The organism is Kitasatospora sp. NPDC048296, assembly GCF_043201815.1.
Classification (GTDB): domain Bacteria; phylum Actinomycetota; class Actinomycetes; order Streptomycetales; family Streptomycetaceae; genus Kitasatospora.
Map to the genome: position 1 here is coordinate 15,365 of NZ_JBICZB010000035.1, position 18,811 is coordinate 34,175.

The following is an 18,811-nucleotide window of genomic DNA, read 5'->3' on the forward strand; positions in this document are numbered from 1 at the left end:
GAAAACCGTACAAACTAGGCTTTCTTCATGGACCCCACGCCGGACCTTCCCGAGGCCGCCCCCGAGCCGACACCCCATCGGGTGCCCGAGATCGCCTCGCTCGGGCTGGACACCCTGGTCACCGAGGTCGCGGAGCGCCTGCAGTCGGCCGCCGCGGTCACCGACCGGATGCAGCGCCTGCTGGAGGCGGTGGTCTCCATCGGCGCCGGGCTCGACCTGCACGCCACCCTGCACCGGATCGCCACCGGCGCCGCCGAACTGGTCGACGCCCGGTACGCGGCGCTCGGCGTGATCGCCCCCGGCGGGCACGGCCTGGCCGACTTCATCCACGTCGGCATCGACGACGAGACCGCCGCCGAGATCGGCGAACTGCCCGCCGGGCGCGGCATCCTCGGCGCGCTCATCGACCGCCCCGAGCCGCTGCGGCTGGCCGACCTCGGCGCCGACCCGCGTTCCTCCGGCTTCCCGCCGCACCACCCGCAGATGGTCACCTTCCTGGGCGTGCCGATCCGGGTCCGCGAGGAGGTCTTCGGCAACCTCTACCTCACCGAGAAGAAGGGCGGCGGAGCCTTCACCCCCGAGGACGAGCAGGTGGTGCACGCGCTCGCCGCGGCCGCCGGCGTGGCGATCGAGAACTCCCGGCTGTACGAGGAGGGGCGCCGCCGCGAACGCTGGATCGCCGGCGCCGCCGCCGTCACCACCGCGCTGCTCTCCACCGAGCAGGCCGAGGGCGCGCTGACCGTGGCCGCCGAGCAGGTGCGGGAGTTGGCGGACGCCGCGCTCGGCATGATCCTGCTGCCCACCGGCCCCGTCGGCGAGAGCGACGGGCAGATGCGGGTCGCCCACGCCTCCGGCGAGGCCGCCGAGTTCGTCCGTGGCGAGCTGCTCCCCAAGGACAGTTTCGCGGCCCGGCTGCTGGCCGGGGAGAGCGTCCACCTGGACGACATGTCCAGCGACCCGACCGTGGTGATCCGGCTCGCCCGCAGCTTCGGCCCGTCCATGGCCGTCCCGATGGTCGCCGCCGGGCGGGTGCTCGGTGGGCTCTGCGTCTGGCGCCCGCGCGGCGCGCTGCCGTTCACCGACTCCGAGAAGCAGCTCGCCGAGACCTTCGCCTCGCAGGCCGCCCTCGCCCTGCGCCTCGCCGAGGGCCAGCGCGACCAGCAGCGCCTCGCCGTCTTCCAGGACCGCGACCGGATCGCCCGCGACCTCCACGACCTGGTGATCCAGCGGCTGTTCGCCACCGGGATGATGCTGGAGAGCGCGGCCCGGCGCGCCGTCGTCCCCGAGGTGAAGGTCGGCATCGGCAACGCGGTGGACGAACTGGACGCCACCATCCAGGAGGTCCGCACCACCATCTACGCCCTCCAGCACGACAACCACGGCGACGCCCCCGACACCCTGCGCACCCGCGTCCTGCGGGAGGCCAGCCAGGCCGCGGCGGCGCTCGGCTTCAAGCCCTCGGTGAGCTTCGTCGGGCCGGTGGAGAGCCTGGTCGGCGAGAACACCGGTCGCCAACTCCTGGCCGCGCTGCGGGAGATGCTCTCCAACACGGCCCGGCACGCGCGGGCCTCCCGGGTCGGCGTGGAGATCGACGCCACCGTCCACCTGGACGACGGCGGCCGGCCGGTCGGTGGCGACCCCGAGTCGCTGGACCGCGGTGGACGGCCCGGCGTGCTGCTCACCGTGACCGACGACGGGGTGGGCATCCCGGCGGGCGGGCGGCGCAGCGGACTGCTCAACCTGACCCGCCGGGCGGAGGCGCTCGGCGGGGCCGCCTGGCACGAGTGCGGGCCCTACCGGAAGGGGACGACGGTGCGTTGGACGGCCCGGCTGTAGGTGCGTGACAAGCGTTAGGTGAAAGCTGAACGAGGGAGAACTTCCCGACCAACGGCGCAAGTTGTGAACGTTCTGGGCTATCGGCGCTTCCGTGTGCACACATAGCTTGTCATCCGTCTCGGAGGGGAAACCGGACGGAGGGGCAGTGAACGCTTCCGGCCGCGGCAACACCGCAGCAGGGGCAAGTCGAGGGGGGTTCCGGGCCGAGCGTGCTCCGGACGGGCGCTACCGCTGGCAGCTGAAGGCGCCCAACGGCCGGGTGGTCGCGATCACCCCCGCGCTGTTCGAGACGCCCGGCGAGGCCGAGCGGGGCTTCGACGGCCTGCGCGTGGGTGCCGCCGAACTGACCGCGCGGATCACCCATGTCCGCGACGGGATCGGGTGGATCTGGGTCATCCCCGGATCGCGCGGTCTGCCCGAGGTGCGGTCCAGCCGTGCCTACGAGCGGTACGCGACCTGCCAGAACGCCTTTCGGCGCTTCGTGGTGCTGCTCGCCAAACAGCCGGCGCGCGAACTGCCCGAGAGAGCCGTGTCGTTGAGACGTCCCGATGGCCGCTGAGCGGCGCGGACCGCGGCTGCTGATCGTGCCCGCGGCCGACCGCTGTGTGGGCTGGGCGCTGCGGGCCGCCAACGGGCGGCCGCTCGGGGTCGGCGTGCGCACCTACCGGAGCGAGGGGGAACTCGCCGATGCGGTGCGTGAGTTGATCATCGAGCGGGCCGCCCTTCGGTGTTCCGTCACGCAGTCCGAGGGGCGGCAGTGGGTGTGGTCCGCCTACCTGCCGGTGCGCAGCACCCGGCCCGGGGCGGCCGCTTCCGTGCCGGTGGCCCGCAGTGCGCGCGGGTACCTGCGGCGCGACCAGTGCCAGGCGGGCGTCGAGGGCTTCCTGGCCGGACTGCAGTGGGTGGGGCAGGAGCTGCGGCGGGGCGGGCGGGACGGCCGCCGGCCGCTGTGACCGGTCGGCCGTACGTGCTGTTCCGGTGAAGCACAGGTTTCCGGCAACACCCCGAGCAGCCACCTGGAGAAGAACGTCCACGGCTTCTGAGCTGGTTGTTTCGCCCCTGTCACGGCCAGGCTGACCAGTGCCTAAACCTCGTCGAACCGATGAGTCGACATTCCCGAGTCGGACCCGACCACCCTTCCGGCGGAACCTCCCGGCCGGACAGGATCTGCACTGCCGGAGCGGCCGCAGCGGACGCGGCCACCGGCTCCCGGACTCCCCCCGGAGCACGGGTTCACGCGATGTAGGTCTCTCCCACCGAAGGAAGAGGAACATGCGTAAGACCGCTGCCAAGCTGCTCACCGCCGCCGCCCTGGCGACCTCGCTGGTCACCATCGCCTCGGGCGCCGCTGTCGCCGACCCGGCCGCCGGCGTCACCCCGGCCGCCCAGGACATCGTCGGCGTCGGCTCGGACACCATCCAGTCCGTCCTGAACCAGTTCTCGGCCGACTACAACGCCTCCCTGGGCGCCGGCTCCACCGCGCCGCACCTGTACAGCTGGGACGCGACCGGCACCTCGCCGATCACCACCAAGACCGGTGCCACCTCGATCGCCCGCCCGAACGGCTCCGGCGCCGGCATCAAGGCCCTGGTCGCCAACACCAGCGCGACCGTGGACTTCGCCCGCTCCTCCCGCGGCCCGGCGGCCACCGACGCCCACGGCCTGGACTTCGTCACGCTGGCCAAGGACGCGGTGACCTGGTCCGCGCAGGCGAACGGCAACGCCCCGGCGCAGCTGACCGCTGACCAGCTGACCGGCATCTACAAGTGCACCATCACCAACTGGCAGCAGATCAACAGCAGCCTGCCGAACGCCGCCATCAAGCCGTTCCTGCCGCAGGCCGACTCCGGCACGCGCTCCTTCTTCCTCAGCGCGATCAACGTCGCCACCCCGGGCAGCTGCGTCACCAGCGGCCCGGAGGAGAACGAGGGCACCGACACCAACCTGACCGACCCGAACGTGGTCTTCCCCTACTCCGTCGCCCACTACATCGGCCAGACGGTCGGCGGCCACGGCACCACCACCGACGCGCCGGGCAACCTGTCCCTGCGTAACGTCGTGGCGGGCGGTGTCACCCTGACCCCCATCACCAACAACCAGATCGACACCGACTTCTCCAACTCGCAGTTCGGTCGCGTGGTCTACAACGTCTTCCGTGACTCCGAGTGGAGCGGCACCGACGCCCACGCCCAGGCCCTGCAGGCGATCTTCGGCTCGAACGGCTGGATCTGCAACGACCCGACCGCCGCCGCCGACCTGGCGAGCTACGGCTTCCTGGCCACCCCGGCCTGTGGTGTCGCCAACCTCACCTGATCCATCTCGCACCATCCGGCGGCCACGGGCGTCCTGCCCGTGGCCGCCGGCCCAACGGCTGGATCAATCTGAGGGGTGGGGTCTTGCGGATCGGATCCAGGCTGCGCGCGGTCTGCGCGGCGGCCGCGTTGGCAGTATCGCTGTCGGTAGGGAGTGCCACGGCCGATCCGATGGTCTCCCCCCAGGCGCAGGACCTCGTGGGTGTGGGGGCGCAGACCTCCCAGGGGCTCCTGAACCAGCTCGCGATCGACTACAACGCATCCCTGGGTACCGGCTCCACCGCGCCGCACCTGTACAGCTGGGACGCGACCGGCACTTCCCCGATCACCACCAAGACCGGAGCGACGACGATCCTGCGGCCCGACGGCGCCGGCGCCGGTGTGCGGGCCCTGGCCGGCAATGCCGGTGCGACGGTCGACTTCGCCCGGTCGGATCGGGCTCCGTTGCCGACCGATCCCCACGGCCTGGACTTCGTCCCGTTGGCGAGGGACGCGGTGACCTGGTCCGCCCAGGTGAACGGCAACGCCCCGACGCAGTTGACCGTCGACCAGCTGGCCGCGATCTACCGCTGCGAAATCACCAACTGGAGCTGGATCGACCCGAGCCTGCCCGACGCCACCATCAAGCCGTTCCTGCCGCAGGTCAACTCCGGTACGCGAGCGTTCTTCCTGGCCGCGATCGGCGTCACGGCCCCGGGTCAGTGCGTCACGACCGGTCCGGAGGAGAACCAGGGCACGGACTCCGGGCTCGGTGACCCGGATGTGGTGTTCCCCTATTCCGTCGGTCACTACCTGGGGCAGACCGTCGGCGGCCACAGCACCCAGGGCGATGCACCCGGCAGTCTGAGTCTGCGGAGCATCGTGTACGGCACTGTCACGCTGGCACCGGTCAGCAACAACCGGATCAATGTGGACCTCGCCAATTCGGCGTTCGGTCGGGTGATCTACGACGTCGTCCGGGACGGCGAGTGGTCCGCGAACGACGCCCACGGGCAGGCGCTTCAGGCGATCTTCGGACCCGACGGCTGGATCTGCAATGACCCCGTCGCCGCTGCGGACATCCAGAGCTACGGCTACCTGACGACCCCGGCCTGCGGCGTCGAGACCCTCACCTGAGAGGAGCGGGACCGTGCGCGCGATCACCGCCAAGGCTCTCGTCATCGCGATCGGCGCCCCCGCGCTGCCGCTGTTCGGCGGCGCCGCGACGGCCGATCCGGGGGCCGGGCCCTGCGCGACATCAGCGTGGACGGCGCGATCCTGAACCCGGTCACCAACAGCCAGATCGATCCGGTTTTCGCCAACTCGCAGTTCGGCCACCCCGTGTCGACCGTCGTCCGAGAGGGCGACCCGGAGGCGGGTACGGCGAAGGCGACGGCGATGCAGACGGTCCTCGGCCCGAACGGCCGGGTCTGCAACGACCCGGTCGCGGCCGCCGATCCGGCGAACTACCGGTATCCAGCGGTCCTCAACTGCGGCTTCATGTCGCACCCCTGAACCACGGACGCGGCAGCGGCCGCAGCCGTCGGCCGGTCCTCGGGCCGGTGCTCCACCCCCAACGCGACACCTTCCTCTCCCAAGGAGACCAGCATGTCCCGTACCACCGCCCGGTTCCTCGCCGGCGGCGTCGCGGTCGTTCTCGCCGCGACCGGTTTCAGCGGCGTCGCCGCGGCCGACACCACCCCCGCTGCCACCCCCACCGGTAGCGCCGTTGTGGTCGAGAACAACACGTTCCTTCAGAACGCGGCCACCAGCGGCGTGTTCATCGTTCCGCTGCCGAACGCCAGCGTCGCCTACGACAGCACCACGGGCCTGTCGACCAGCCTTCCGGTGACCGGTGGCAGCGTCAACCTGCGCGGCTACTACGGCAACGTGACCCTCGACGGCAGCCTGCTGTTCGTCGACGTCCAGACCGGCAAGAGCGTGCTCTTCAACCAGCTCGCGTTCAGCGCCGACCGCTGGCGCGTCACCGGTGTGCCGGTCGGCGGCACCGCGCCGGTCTCGCTGCTGCGCCCGACCGGCATCCAGCACAGCAGCCAGAGCGGCACCACCCAGACCCTGACCGCGTCCGCCCTCACGCTGGACGCCACCGGGGCCCAGTACCTCGACACTCAGCTGAACACCGGCTTCTTCACGGCGGGCCAGGGTGTCGGCTCCTTCTCGTTCACCTTCAACGGCTGAGCACTGTCGGCCGATTGAGCGGCAGGCCCGCGCCGGGAGGCGCGGGCCTGGTCGCGTGGAGGGGTCAACTCCGCTACAGAGTTGCCGCGTTGGGGTCCCGTACACATGCACGACCGGATCCGGCCACCTGTGACTGGCCGAATGGATGTGTACCGGAATCGTTGGCCGCTCGCTGCCTGATCCCCTCGCGCCGCGCTTCCGAGCGGCGCGCAATCGTACGGAGGTGCCCGCCATGAGAATCCGCCTGCCCGACCGGAGACATCCGGGATGGTGGCGTCGTCGGATGCCGGCGATCGCGTTGGTGTGGTCGGTGGTGGTGGCGATCGGTGTGGTGCCGATCGGGTTGGGTGCCGTGCCGCGTGCCGCGGCCGAGGACTCCGCCGTGACCAAGACGGGGCCGACGATCTGGGACCCCAAGGGCAAGGTCTACGGTACGACTCAGGGCAGCGTCACCGTCGCGCAGACGAAGGACCTGGTCAACCAGGTGGTCCACGTCAGCTGGACGGGGTTCACCCCCTCCGCCGCCGCCAGTGGGCTTCCCTGGCAGAACGGGCCGGCCCGACGCGCCCGCCTGCCGTACTACCAGGTGCGCGTGTACCAGTGTCGGGGCGAAGATCCGCAGATCACCGACTGCTACGACAGCACCCTGTACAACGCGGACCCGGCGGCGGGGTTCCAGCAGAAGCAGCCGGCCCCGGGTTCGACCTTCCCCGACTTCCCGTCCAACATGGTCGTGGCGGTCACGGGTTCGGACGGCTCGGGTTCCGCGGACATCGAGCTCTTCACGGCGGACCAGAGCCCCACGCTGGGCTGCGACGACAAGCACGCGTGCTCGATCGTCGTGGAGCCCAACTATGGTGGCGACTCGCTCGGCTACACGGACAAGACGAAGAAGGGTGTGGTCAACTGCGACGACCACACGCTGGATCTCGCCGTCGACCTGCCCTCCGACCTGACGTTGGAGGCCGGTCTGAACAAGTGGACGAAGCTGAAGACCTCCGAGCAGTGCTCCTGGGGCCGCCGCACGGTCATCCCGTTGCAGTTCGCGGCCACGGCGAAGGCCTGCCCCGGTCAGAACTCGGCCTTCACCGTGTCCGGCCTCGAACCGGCGAAGCGGGCGATGGAGCAGTGGCAGGCGGGGTTGTGCACGGGTACGGAGCCGATGTCGCTGAACTACGGCTTCGCGAACGGTGACGCACAGGCACGCTCGGACTTCCTGGCGGGTGCCAAGGACATGGCTCTGACGGCCCGTCCGGACACCCAGTCGCCACCTCCGAGGCCCTACGTGTACGCGCCGATCACCTCGTCGGGGATCTCCGTGGTGTTCGTCGTGGATGCGCCTGGCACCGGCCGTCAGATCAGGAGCATGAAGCTCAACGCCAGGCTGATGGCGAAGCTGCTGACGCAGTCGTACGGTTCTCCGGGTACTGACGTCAAGTCGGTCCAGGGCAACCCCACCTGCATCTTCGACGATCAGGAGTTCCAGAAGCTGAACCCGTTGCCCGCCGACAGCAAGTTGACGTGGCCGACCGGGTGCTCCTACTCCGACTTCAGCCCGACGGTGTTCGGCGGCACGGCTGACATGACCTACCAGCTGACCTCGTGGATCGCCTCGGACCCCGACGCGGTGAGGTTCCTGGACGGCGAAGCCGATCCGTGGGGCATGCACGTGGACACGTACTACGAGCGCCCGGGCTTCTCCGGCTACCCGGTCGACTCGTTCGTGCGGCAGGACTCCTCGGGCGTCGCGGACTCGACCGACAACGCGAAGGCCCACTGGAAGCAGTTCGAGTGGAACCCGATCGCGACCGGGCTGAACGACGTGGTGCGCAAGGTGCTCTGGAACCAGCCCAACTGCGTCAGTACGGACACGAAGACGGACGGCTCCCACGACCAGTGCCCGGCACAGAAGGTCGGCCAGCGGATGCTGTTCGCGATCATGGACAGCGGTGAGGCCAAGGCCTACTCGCTGCCCGAGGCCCAACTGCTCAACCCGGCCGGCGGTTTCGCCTCCCCGGACGCGCCGGGCTTCCAGGCTGCCGTCGCCGACATGACCGTCGACCAGGCGACCGGCACGCAGTCGCTGCCGTACGGCACGTCCGACACGGCGTTCTCCCGGGACCAGAAGGCCTACCCGCTGACCACGGTGCAGTACGCGATGCTCCCGACCAAGGACGTCGCGGCCGACAAGGTGGCGGCGATGAGCAAGTTCATGCATGCGATCACCACTACCGGCCAGGTCTACGGCCACGAGCCCGGCCACCTCGCGCCCGGCTTCCTCGCCCTCACCGCAGCCCAGCGGACCCAGGCGGCCGACGCCATCAGCCACCTGGAGGCGCAGGACGCCAAGCTGCCCGGCAACCAGGCCGCGCCGCCGAACCCGCCCGCGACCGGTGGTGACGGCTCGACCCCGGCCGCCGGCGGTGGCGGGGGCGGGAGCACCGCCCCGAACGTCGCTTCGGTGACCCAGGTCGGCGAGGGCGGCGGGTCCTCCGGTGGCTCCGGGGACTCCTCGACCGGCGGCTCCGGCTCCAACTCCGCCAGTGGCCTGTCCGGCAGCGGTACAGGTGCCGGTACCGCGGCCGGCGGTGCCGGTGCGCCCGCTGCGCCAGCCCCGGGAGCCAAGCCCGGCGCCACCCCGAGCGCGCCCGGCAAGTCGCTTGCCGCCGCGCCTGTCGCCGCCGGGACTCCGGCGGCGGACCGCTCCGGCATGGCCCGGCTGCTGCTGCCCATCGCGCTGATCGGTGGCGGGGTGCTGCTGGTCGGCGGTCCGGCGGCCCTGGTCCTGGGCGGTACGCCCGCCGGGGCGCGGGCGCTGACCGGGCTGCGGCAGGGCTGGGCGCGGGTGCGCCGCCGCCCGTGACGCACTGACCGCACCACTCGCACCACTCGCACCACTCGCACCACTCGCACCACTCGCACCACCCGAGCGACTCGGCGGGGCCGCCGTTCCGGCCCCGCCGAGTCGTTTTCGCATGCGCCAAGCGGCCGGGCGTCAACGCGCGTTGATCGTTGGGGCGAAACCGGCCAGCGGTCCGACCACGCTCGATCGCACTCAAATCGCCGTCCCTTCAAGCGAGTTGAGCGCGCGCACCGCTGCGAACATGCCATCCACTGGCCATGTGAAGCCATCTGGAGTTCCCAACTCCGCTACAGAGTCGCCGCGTTGGGCCCTCGTACACACGGCCGACCCGATCCGGCCACCTCCGACTGGCCGAATGGGTACGCACCGGATCCGTCCGTCCCCCGCCGCCGAGTACGGAGAGCAGACCATGACATCCGCCGCCGACCCCGCGGCACCGTACGCCGGGGCGCCAGGCCGACCCGACCACGGGCCCGACCGGGACGTCCCGCGCGCGATCACCAGTCCTGCGACCCCGGGCGACCGGGTGTTCCGCGGGGTGCTGCGGATCGCCGGGCTGTCGGTCTTCGCGATCATGGGACTGATCGCCTTCTTCCTGATCCTCCGCGGTACGGACGCGTTGCGCGCCGTCGGCTGGTCCTTCCTGACCGAGCAGAGGTGGCAGACCGCCGCGCACAACTTCGGCATCGCCGCCGTGCTCCCGAACGGCCTGCTGATCGCCGTGATCGCGCTGGTGATCGCCGTGCCGGTGGCGCTCTTCACCGCGATCTTCATCTCCGAGTACGCGCCGGTCCGGCTGCGTGCGGCGCTGATCTCGCTGGTCGACCTGATGGCGGCGATCCCCAGCATCATCTACGGCCTGTGGGGGATGCTCTTCCTCCAGCCGCGGATGGTCGGCTTCAGCCGCTGGCTCTCCAACCACTTGGGCGACGCGATCCCCTTCCTGAAGGTGCGCACCGGGGACATCGGCACCTCCTACACCTCGTCCACGTTCATCGCGGGTGTGGTCGTCTCGCTGATGATCATCCCGATCGTGACCTCGCTCAGCCGGGAGGTGTTCTCCCAGGCCCCGCAGGGCGAGCGGGAGGGCGCCTACGCGCTGGGCTCGACCCGCTGGGGGATGGTGCGCACGGTGGTGCTGCCGTTCGGCAAGGGCGGTGTGATCGGCGCGATCATGCTGGGCTTCGGCCGGGCGATGGGCGAGACGATCGCGGTCGCGCTGATCATCTCGCCGAACTTCAAGGCCATCTCGCACATCCTGGAGAACGGCGCCAACTCGATCTCGGCGCTGATCGCCCTGCGCTTCGGCGAGTCGGACTCGCTCTCGCTCTCCGCGCTGATGGCGGCCGGCCTTGTGCTGTTCGCGCTGACCTTGCTGGTCAACGTGGCGGCCGGCTTCGTGATCAACCGGTCCCGCTCCGGGGCCTCCACCGCGGACTGAGGCGGCGCACCGACATGGCCGGCCCCGCAGAGACCCCGTCGAAGGGAACCACCCGATGACCACGCTCGACCGCCCGCCGGTCGCCGCGTCCGAGCCGGCGACAACTCCCGCCGCCCCGGCCGCCGACACCGCCGCGCCGCGCCCCGAGACAAAGGTGCGGCTCGGCGGCGTCACCCCGGAGGACGTCTTCACCGTGGCCGGAGCGCTGGTCGGCTCGCTGGCGCTGAACTGGATGCTGTACGAGCGGGTGCTGCCGTTCAGCGGCGTGTTCGGCTTCCTGGTCTGCTGGTACGTCCTGTTCCTGGGCGGCTACTTCGCTCTCGGCCTGCTCCAGTGGGGCAAGCTCATGGTGCGCGACCGGCTGGTGTCCGTGGTCGCCTGGAGTTCCGGGCTGCTGGTGGTCGCGCTGATCAGCGACCAGATCTGGTACGTGGCCATCCAAGGCTGGGAGGCCGCCCAGCACGTCAACTTCTTCACCGAGTCGATGGAGCGGACCGCCGCGCTCTCCCCGATCACCTCCGGCGGCGCGCTCAACGCGATCGTCGGATCGCTCGAACAGCTGGGCCTGGCCACGCTGTTCGCGGTGCCGCTGGGCGTCGCGGCGGCGGTCTTCATGTCCGAGGTCGGCGGCCGGATGGCCAAGCCGGTGCGGACGCTGGTCGAGGCGATGACCGCGCTGCCGTCCATCGTGGCCGGTCTGTTCATCCTCGGGATCTTCATCATCACCTTCGGCTTCGACAAGAGCGGCTTCGCGGCGTCACTGGCCCTGACCGTGATGATGATGCCGATCGTGACCCGGGCCGCCGAGGTGGTCATCCGACTGGTGCCGGGCACCCTGCGCGAGGCCTCGTACGCGCTGGGCGGCAGCCAGTGGCGGACGGTGTGGAACGTGGTGCTGCCGACCGCCCGGCCCGGCCTGATGACGGCGGTGGTGCTCGGCATGGCGCGCGGCGTGGGCGAGACCTCCCCGGTGCTGCTGACCTCGGGCTTCACCTCCCAGTTCAACGGCGACCCGTTCCACGAGCACCAGGTGTCGCTGCCGCTGTACATCTGGAACTACGTCAAGCAGCCCTACGACGCGATGGTCGCCCGTGCCTTCGCGGCCGGCCTGAGCCTGATGGTCATCGTGCTGATCCTGTTCGTCACCGCACGGGTGCTCGGCGGCCGCAAGCCGGGCGAGTTGACGAGGCGCCAGAAGCGCCGGATCGACCGTGAGGCGCGCCGCGCCGAGGCGGGCGCACGGGCCGCTCGGCCGGCCGGAGCCGTCGGCCCGGCGATGGCGCGTACCGCGTCCGCACCCGCGCACCCCACCGTCCCGCTCCCGGGGAACAGCTGATGACTCACCCAACCACCCTCCGTCCCAGAGGAGTTCTCATGTCGTGGGAGGCCGCAAGCCGCCCCGTGGCCCGCGCGCTCGCCCTGCTGATGTCGCTGTTCCTGCTCGCGGCCGCCCCGATGCTGGGGCCGGGTTCGAGGGCGTTCGCGGCGAGCGTCGCGCTGAGTGCCGACGGCTCCAGCTGGGCCGGTCCGGCCATCGACCAGTGGCGCCAGGACGTCGGGCCGCAGGGCATCCAGATCAACTTCAACCCGATCGGCTCGGCGGCCGGCCGCAACTCGTGGAGCCTCGGGCAGGACGACTTCACCGCCTCCGACGTCCCGTTCCGCACCACCGACGACTCCGGTGTGAACGCGGCGGGCCACCGCAACGGCACGGGTGGCGCGGAGAAGCCCAACTACGGCTTCTCCTACATCCCGATCACCGCCGGCGGCACCACCTTCATGTACAACCTGGTGGTCGGCGGCAAGCAGGTCCGTGACCTGCGACTGTCCCCGCAGACCATCGTGGACATCTTCACCGACAAGATCACCAACTGGAACGACCCGAAGATCACCGCCGACTACGGCAAGACGCTGCCCAACCTGCCGATCACCCCGGTGGTCCGCTCGGACGGCTCCGGCGCCACCGCGCAGTTCACCCGCTGGATGGAGCACACCCACAGGGATCAGTGGGACGCCTACTGCTCCTCCGTCAACAGCGTCCCCTGCGGTGACTACACCGAGTTCTTCCCGCCGTCCGGCCGGATGGTCGCCCAGAACGGTTCGGACGTGGTGGCCGGCTACATCAAGGCGCCCTCCGGTCTCGGCACCATCGGCTACGACGAGTACGCCTTCGCCAAGCGCAGCAACTGGCCGGTCGTGAAGGTCCTCAACCAGGCCGGCTACTACTCGCTGCCGACCGCCTCCAACGTCGCCGTGGCGCTCACCGCCGCCAAGATCCGCGGTGTGGACGACAGCACCCCGGCCACCGACCCGGACTACCTGCAGCAGAACCTCGACGGCGTCTACACCATGGACGACCCGCGCGCGTACCCGATCTCCAGCTACAGCTACGTGATCGTGCCGCGCGCCGGTGCCCCGCTGCCCCCGCCGGGCCGTTTCAACAACGACAAGGGCGGCGCGCTCAGCCGCTTCCTCGCGTACGTGCTCTGCGAGGGCCAGGGCGAGGCCGACGGTCTCGGCTACTCACCGATCCCGCGCGGCCTGGTCCGCGGTGGGCTGCTGCAGACCAAGTCCATTCCCGGCAACGCCAGCCCGGTCGACCCGGACACCCTGTCCAACTGCGCCAACCCGACCTTCAACTCGGCCGGTGAGCTGACCGTCCTCAAGAACGCGCCGATGCCCAGCCCCTGCGACAAGCAGGACGCGCCGCTGGACTGCACCGTGCAGGACGGCAAGCCGGTCAAGACCGGTTCGGGCGGCTCCGGTGGTTCCGGTGGTTCCAGTGGCGGCGGCGCGGCCGGTGGTTCCGGCGGTGCCGGTGGCAATGGCGGCTCCGGCGGCAACGGTCACGGCGGCAACGGCTCCTCCGGAGGCGGCGCCGGCGGTGGCGGGGACGCGGGCGGTGCCGGTGGCGGCGCGGCCGGCGGCGACCCGAACGCGGGTGGCGGCGCGGCCGCCGGGGACCCGAACGCGGCCGGCGGCGGGGGCGACGGATCGACCGAGGACGTGGTCGACCCGCAGACCGGGCAGGTGGTCGCCCGCGGCCGCGGCGGCGGCTCCACCGAGGTCGCGGCCAACGTGGTCGAGGTGAGCGGCAAGCCCGAGGACTGGACGCTCTCCACCCTCACCGCGGTGGAGCTGCTCGCCGTGGTGCTCGTCCCGCCGCTGCTCGGCCGCCGGCTGCTGCGCCGGCGCAAGGGATCGGGCGGTGCCTCGTGACCGCACCGGTCCTGGAGAAGCCGGTGACCGAACCGTCGGCGCCCCTGGTCGAGGAGTCCCCGGCCCGTCCCGCCGTCACGCCCGCGCGGCGGCGGTTCCTCCAGGGAGCCTGGGTGGTCAGCCTGCTGGCCGCGCTGGTGCTGGGCTTCGTCGGCTACCTGTTCACGCTCTCGCACGTCCAGGAGCGGCACTACCAGTCGTCCGCGTACAAGACCTTCAAGGACCAGCTCGCCCGGGCCGTCGCCCCGACCGGCTCGGCCGACGACGGCGACCCGGTGGCGCTGCTGGACATCCCGGCGATCGGCCTGCACCAGACCGTGGTGGTCGAGGGCACCACCGGCCGGGACCTGATGCGCGGCCCCGGCCACCGCCGGGACACCGCGCTGCCCGGCCAGGGCGGGGTCGCGGTGGTGTTCGGCCGTGGCGCCACCTTCGGCGCGCCCTTCGCCGAGCTGTCCAAGCTCCGGGTCGGCGACAGGATCGAGGCCACCACCGGGCAGGGCAAGTACACCTACACCGTCAACGTGTACGGCGACGGCGACCACCCGATCACCGACCCGGCCCGCAACCGGCTGGTCCTGGTCACCGGCGACTCCGACTGGATCCCCGGCTCCACCGTGATGATCGGCGCCCGCCTTGAGGGCGACCCCGACCAGAACCCCGGCGGCCGCCCCGTCACCGTCGCGTACGACAAGGCGCTGGCCGCGGACAAGGGCGCGCTGGCCACGCTGCAGCTGTGGTCGCTCGGGCTGCTGGGCGCGGTGGTCGGCGCGCTGCTGCTGGCCCGGTACTGGCGGCCGTCGGCCGTCTACCTGAGCCTCGCGCCGGTGGTCGGCGCGCTGATCTGGGCGGTCTACGAGAACGCCGCCGCCCTGCTGCCCAACCTCTACTGACGCGCGCCCGGAGGACCGTACCGATGACCGACACCACCCAGCAGCCGTACGACGCGGCGGCCGACCCGGCCGCCGACTCCCTCACCCTCCCGCCGGTCACCGCCGCGCCGGGCCCCGGCGGTGGCCACCCCGGAGACGGTCGGCCCGGCGACGGCCCGCTGGCCGGGCTGGAGACCCGGGACGTCTCCGCCTGGTTCGGCAGCCGCAAGGTGCTGGAGCGGGTCTCGCTGGCGATGCCGGCCGGCGAGGTCACCGCGCTGATCGGCCCCTCCGGCTGCGGCAAGTCCACCTACCTGCGGATCCTCAACCGGATGCACGAGATGGTGCGCGGCGCCGCGCTGGCCGGTGAGGTGCTGCTGGACGGGGACGACGTCTACCGGCCCGGGCGGCGCCCCGCCGAGGTGCGGCGCCGGATCGGCATGGTGTTCCAGCGGCCCAACCCGTTCCCGGCGATGTCCATCCAGGACAACGTCTCCAGCGGGCTCAAGCTGGCCGGGATCAAGGTGTCCAAGGAGGAGCGCCAGCACCTGGTGGAGACCAGCCTGCGCCGGGCCGGGCTCTGGGACGAGGTGTCCGCCCGGCTGCACACCCCGGGCGGCGCGCTCTCCGGCGGCCAGCAGCAACGCCTGTGCATCGCACGGTCGTTGGCCGTCTCGCCGGACATCCTGTTGATGGACGAGCCGTGCTCCGCGCTCGACCCGACCTCCACCCGCCGGGTCGAGGAGACCATCGCCGAACTGCGCGGGCGGCTCACCATCGTGATCGTCACCCACAACATGCAGCAGGCCCAGCGCGTCTCGCAGAGCTGCGCGTTCTTCCTGGCCACCCACGACACCCCGGGCCGGATCGTCGAGGCCGGGCCGACCGGGCAGATCTTCGGGCACCCGCGCGACCAGCGGACCTCGGACTACGTCAACGGCCGCTTCGGTTAAGGCGGTTACCGGGCCGGTCGGCGGGTGCCGTCACCGGGTGCTACCGGGGCAGGAACTCCTCCAGCACCGCCGCGACGCCGTCCCGGTCGTTGCTCACGGTGTGCAGCGGCACTGCCGCCAGCACCGCCGGGTGCGCGTTGGCGACGGCGTACGCGGTGCCTGCCCAGGCCAGCATCTCCAGGTCGTTCGGCATGTCGCCGAAGGCCACCACCTCACTGCGGTCGATCCCGTGCTCGGCGCACCAACGGGCCAGCGTGCTGGCCTTGGTGACGCCGGGCGCACTGATCTCCAGCAGCGGGATCGGCGAGGAGCGGGTGATCTCGGCCAGGTGCCCGGCGGCCGTCCGGGCCTCGGCGAGGAAGGTGTCCGGGTCGAGGTCCGGGTGCTTGGCCAGCAGCTTGAACAGGCCCCGCACCGGGCCGCCGTCCCCGAGCAGCTCCTCGGCCGGGCCGACCTCGCAGACCATGTCGTCGCCCCACATGAGCACCTCGTACTCGGGCTCGCGGGCCCACCCGTCCGCGTGCTCGAAGGCGAAGGCGGTGCCGGGCAGCTTGGCGCGCAGCGCCTCCACCACCGCCAGCGTGGTCCCGGCCGCCATCGGGAAGTACTCCACCAGCTCGCCGCGCCGCACGTCCACGATCGCGCCGCCGTTCGAGCAGATCGCCACCCCGTGGCCGCCGATGTGCGGGCTCACCTGCTGCATCCAGCGCGGCGGCCGCCCGGTCACGAACACCACCTGGATCCCGGCCGCCTCGGCCGCCGCCAGGGCCGCCGCGGTGCGATCGCTGACGGTGCCGCCGGCGCAGAGCAGGGTGCCGTCCAGGTCGGTGGCGATGAGGCGGGGAGCGGTGCGGGGTTCGGTCACCGGTCCATCTTCGCCCATCGGTGCCGCCGGGTCACCGCCCAGGGCGGGGGCCACAGCCCTGACCGTACGGACGGGTTCCGGCCCTTCACACGCCGTTTCCGGCCGATCCGCCCCCGTCCGGGGTGTCGGTGCGGGCCGAACGGGCAGGACTGATCCCGGTCACCCCGTCGGCAGGAAGAGCCATGCCCACAAGCCAGCTCCGAGACGAGACGTCCCCGACCCGCCGCTCCACCGCCGCCTTCCCGGACGAGCCGGACGTACCCGACGAGCCCGACGAGCCGGTCGTGCCCGTCGCCTCCCGCGAGCCGGTCCTGCTCGGTGAGGTCCTCTTCCACACCCTCGCCGAACTCGCCCGCCGCACCCCGGATCCGGCCCCCGCCCTCCCCGCCCAGCGCACCCGCCCGCACCCGTAGCCGTCGTCACGACCGCTCGGTGCGCCGTACCCAGTAGCGCCAGCCGGCCTCGATCTGGCTCGGCGGCCACACCGTGGCGTCCTTCTCCAGGCTCTCCCGGTGGCCGGTCCAGTGTCGGATCCCGCCCGCCGCCTGGGCGCTCAACTGCACGCCGCAGGCCCGTTCCAGCAGCACGGCGTACATCACCGCGTGGGCGATGTCCCGGCCCGCCGCGAGCAGTCCGTGCTGCGGCATCAGGCAGGCCCTGGCCCCGCCGAGGTCGGCGGCCAGCGCCCGCCCGAGCTCCCCGGTGCGGACCAGGCCGGCGGTCGCGCGGAAGTTCGGCAGGCCGTGCTCGGCGAAGACCACCGCGTCGTGGCTCAGCGCCCGCAGCGGCACCCCGAGGGCGCTGAAGGCGTTCGCGGTGGCCGAGTGGGTGTGCAGCGAGACCCCGACGTCCGGGCGGGCCCGCATCAGCTCGGTGTGGATGTGGTACTCCAGGTGCACCCGTCCGCTGCCCGCGAGCGCCTCGCCGTCCCAGGAGACCAGCAGCACCCGGTCCGGGCCGACCTCCTCCAGGCCCCACCCCGAGGCCTTCATCCAGACCCCGCGCCCCTCCGGGTCGCGGACCGCCAGATGGCCCCAGACCATGTCCCCCTGCCCCGCCTCGGCGAGCACCCGGCTGCCGAGCGCGGCCAGGGCCGCCGCCTCCCCGCCGGTGGCGGGGATCAGCGCGGTGGCGGTGTCGACGTTCATGGATGCTCCCGGTTCGCTCGCTCCGGCGTCCACTGCTCGCATCACGAACCTAGGCGCGCAGGGCGGTCGACGGACAGCTCGGACAGCGCAAGTGCAACGTTCGCCCGGAGAAATCCACCTCGGTGCGCCCGTACCGAACCGCTCCGGCGGGGATCCGACAGAGCCCCGTGCGGGCCGTCGGCACGGCCGCACAGGGCTCTGTCAGGACCGGTCGGCCGTGGTGGCCGCGATCACCCCAGCTGGGCGAGGCCCTCGGTGGCGATCTGCTCGAAGACGGCGAGGTCGTTCTCGAAGATCGAGTCCGGGATCGGCCAGTGGATCACGAGCTCGGTGATGCCCAGCTCCCGGTACGTCCCGGCCCAGTCCACGAAGGCGCCGAGCGACTGCAGCGGCTTCTCCGCCGTGGAGCCCTGGAGCAGCATCTTCTCCAGCGTCGCCACGTCCCTGCCCTTCGCCTCGCAGGCCGCCGTCAGCTTCCCGATCTGCTGGGCGATCACCCCGGGCGCCTGCTCCACCGGCACGTCCGCCGGGCCGCGCGGGTCGCCGTACGTCACCCAGCCCTGCCCGTACTCGGCGGCCAGCTTCAGCCCGCGCGGGCCGGTCGCGGCGACGTAGAACGGCACCCGCGGGGTCTGCACGCAGCCGGGGATGTTCCGGGCCTCGACCGCCGAGTAGTAGGTGCCCTCGCGGGTGGTGGCGTCACTCAGCAGCAGCTCGTCCAGCAGCGGCAGGAACTCGCCGAACCGGTCCGCCCGCTCCTTCGGCGACCAGGCCTCCTGGCCCATCGCCGTCGCGTCGAAGCCGGTGCCGCCGGCGCCGATGCCGAGCGTCAGCCGCCCGCCGGACACGTCGTCCAGCGTGATCAGCTCCTTCGCCAGCGTCACCGGGTGGCGGAAGTTCGGCGAGGTTACGAGCGTTCCCAACCGCAGCCGCTCGGTGGCGGTCGCCGCGGCCGTCAGCGTGGGGATCGAGCCGAACCAGGGCTCGTCCCGGAAGCTCCGCCAGGACAGGTGGTCGTAGGTGTAGGCGGCGTGGAAGCCGAGGTCCTCGGCCCGCCGCCAGATCTTCTGGCCCTCGCTCCACCGGTGGATGGGGAGGATCACCGTACTCAAGCGCATGGCACC

General features: G+C 71.8%; 18 protein-coding genes. 15 read left to right on the top strand and 3 right to left on the bottom strand.

Going from position 1 to position 18,811, the window contains the following annotated elements; genetic code table 11:
- Nucleotides 1-27 precede the first annotated feature (27 nt).
- The 14 genes from ACGF12_RS21295 to ACGF12_RS21360 all read left to right on the top strand — a co-directional run bounded on the left by ACGF12_RS21295 (nucleotide 28) and on the right by ACGF12_RS21360 (nucleotide 15,674).
- Nucleotides 28-1,836, top strand: a complete 1,809-nt coding sequence (locus ACGF12_RS21295) for a GAF domain-containing protein (protein ID WP_393032125.1) — start codon at nucleotides 28-30, stop codon at nucleotides 1,834-1,836.
- A 145-nt stretch (nucleotides 1,837-1,981) separates the two neighbouring features.
- A complete protein-coding gene (locus ACGF12_RS21300) occupies nucleotides 1,982-2,395 on the top strand; it encodes a hypothetical protein (protein ID WP_393032128.1) in 414 nt (137 codons plus the stop codon).
- Nucleotides 2,385-2,789, top strand: coding sequence for a hypothetical protein (locus ACGF12_RS21305; RefSeq protein WP_393032131.1), 405 nt, complete (start codon nucleotides 2,385-2,387; stop codon nucleotides 2,787-2,789). The genes ACGF12_RS21300 and ACGF12_RS21305 overlap by 11 nt, the downstream gene beginning before the upstream one ends.
- Nucleotides 2,790-3,108: 319 nt before the next feature.
- On the top strand, nucleotides 3,109-4,149 hold the full coding sequence (locus tag ACGF12_RS21310; RefSeq protein WP_393032134.1) for a PstS family phosphate ABC transporter substrate-binding protein: 1,041 nt from the start codon (nucleotides 3,109-3,111) through the stop codon (nucleotides 4,147-4,149).
- Between the two features lie 83 nt (nucleotides 4,150-4,232).
- Nucleotides 4,233-5,264: a PstS family phosphate ABC transporter substrate-binding protein gene (locus tag ACGF12_RS21315; RefSeq protein WP_393032136.1), complete on the top strand. Its 1,032-nt coding sequence runs from the start codon at nucleotides 4,233-4,235 to the stop codon at nucleotides 5,262-5,264.
- A gap of 13 nt (nucleotides 5,265-5,277) precedes the next feature.
- Nucleotides 5,278-5,409, top strand: a complete 132-nt coding sequence (locus ACGF12_RS21320; RefSeq protein WP_393032139.1) for a hypothetical protein — start codon at nucleotides 5,278-5,280, stop codon at nucleotides 5,407-5,409.
- Nucleotides 5,391-5,642, top strand: a complete 252-nt coding sequence (locus ACGF12_RS21325) for a hypothetical protein (protein ID WP_393032141.1) — start codon at nucleotides 5,391-5,393, stop codon at nucleotides 5,640-5,642. Before ACGF12_RS21320 ends, ACGF12_RS21325 begins: the two co-directional genes overlap by 19 nt.
- Before the next feature lie 93 nt (nucleotides 5,643-5,735).
- A complete protein-coding gene (locus ACGF12_RS21330; RefSeq protein WP_393032144.1) occupies nucleotides 5,736-6,326 on the top strand; it encodes a hypothetical protein in 591 nt (196 codons plus the stop codon).
- Nucleotides 6,327-6,609: 283 nt separating this feature from the next.
- Nucleotides 6,610-9,189, top strand: coding sequence for a hypothetical protein (locus ACGF12_RS21335; RefSeq protein WP_393032147.1), 2,580 nt, complete (start codon nucleotides 6,610-6,612; stop codon nucleotides 9,187-9,189).
- Between the two features lie 409 nt (nucleotides 9,190-9,598).
- On the top strand, nucleotides 9,599-10,630 hold the full coding sequence (gene pstC, locus ACGF12_RS21340) for a phosphate ABC transporter permease subunit PstC (protein WP_393032150.1): 1,032 nt from the start codon (nucleotides 9,599-9,601) through the stop codon (nucleotides 10,628-10,630).
- A gap of 55 nt (nucleotides 10,631-10,685) precedes the next feature.
- Nucleotides 10,686-11,966, top strand: a complete 1,281-nt coding sequence (pstA, locus tag ACGF12_RS21345) for a phosphate ABC transporter permease PstA (RefSeq protein ID WP_393032154.1) — start codon at nucleotides 10,686-10,688, stop codon at nucleotides 11,964-11,966.
- Between the two features lie 38 nt (nucleotides 11,967-12,004).
- Nucleotides 12,005-13,849, top strand: coding sequence for a substrate-binding domain-containing protein (locus ACGF12_RS21350; RefSeq protein ID WP_393032157.1), 1,845 nt, complete (start codon nucleotides 12,005-12,007; stop codon nucleotides 13,847-13,849).
- Nucleotides 13,846-14,742, top strand: coding sequence for a class E sortase (locus tag ACGF12_RS21355; protein WP_393032160.1), 897 nt, complete (start codon nucleotides 13,846-13,848; stop codon nucleotides 14,740-14,742). Before ACGF12_RS21350 ends, ACGF12_RS21355 begins: the two co-directional genes overlap by 4 nt.
- Nucleotides 14,743-14,765: 23 nt before the next feature.
- Entirely contained in the window at nucleotides 14,766-15,674 is a 909-nt protein-coding gene (locus ACGF12_RS21360; protein ID WP_393032163.1) for a phosphate ABC transporter ATP-binding protein, read from the top strand.
- A 40-nt stretch (nucleotides 15,675-15,714) separates the two neighbouring features.
- On the opposite strand, the gene ACGF12_RS21365 is transcribed toward ACGF12_RS21360, so the two are convergent.
- Nucleotides 15,715-16,557, bottom strand: coding sequence for an HAD family hydrolase (locus tag ACGF12_RS21365; RefSeq protein WP_393032287.1), 843 nt, complete (start codon nucleotides 16,555-16,557; stop codon nucleotides 15,715-15,717).
- Nucleotides 16,558-16,721: 164 nt separating this feature from the next.
- On the opposite strand from ACGF12_RS21365, the gene ACGF12_RS21370 reads away from it, so the two are divergent.
- Entirely contained in the window at nucleotides 16,722-16,952 is a 231-nt protein-coding gene (locus tag ACGF12_RS21370) for a hypothetical protein (RefSeq protein WP_393032166.1), read from the top strand.
- A 6-nt stretch (nucleotides 16,953-16,958) separates the two neighbouring features.
- Here the strand turns inward: ACGF12_RS21370 and ACGF12_RS21375 are convergent, their stop codons facing one another.
- Together ACGF12_RS21375 and ACGF12_RS21380 are read right to left on the bottom strand one after the other, a co-directional pair.
- Nucleotides 16,959-17,687, bottom strand: a complete 729-nt coding sequence (locus tag ACGF12_RS21375) for a class II aldolase/adducin family protein (RefSeq protein ID WP_393032169.1) — start codon at nucleotides 17,685-17,687, stop codon at nucleotides 16,959-16,961.
- A gap of 230 nt (nucleotides 17,688-17,917) precedes the next feature.
- Nucleotides 17,918-18,805, bottom strand: coding sequence for an LLM class flavin-dependent oxidoreductase (locus ACGF12_RS21380; protein WP_393032172.1), 888 nt, complete (start codon nucleotides 18,803-18,805; stop codon nucleotides 17,918-17,920).
- Between the last annotated feature and the right edge of the window lie 6 nt (nucleotides 18,806-18,811).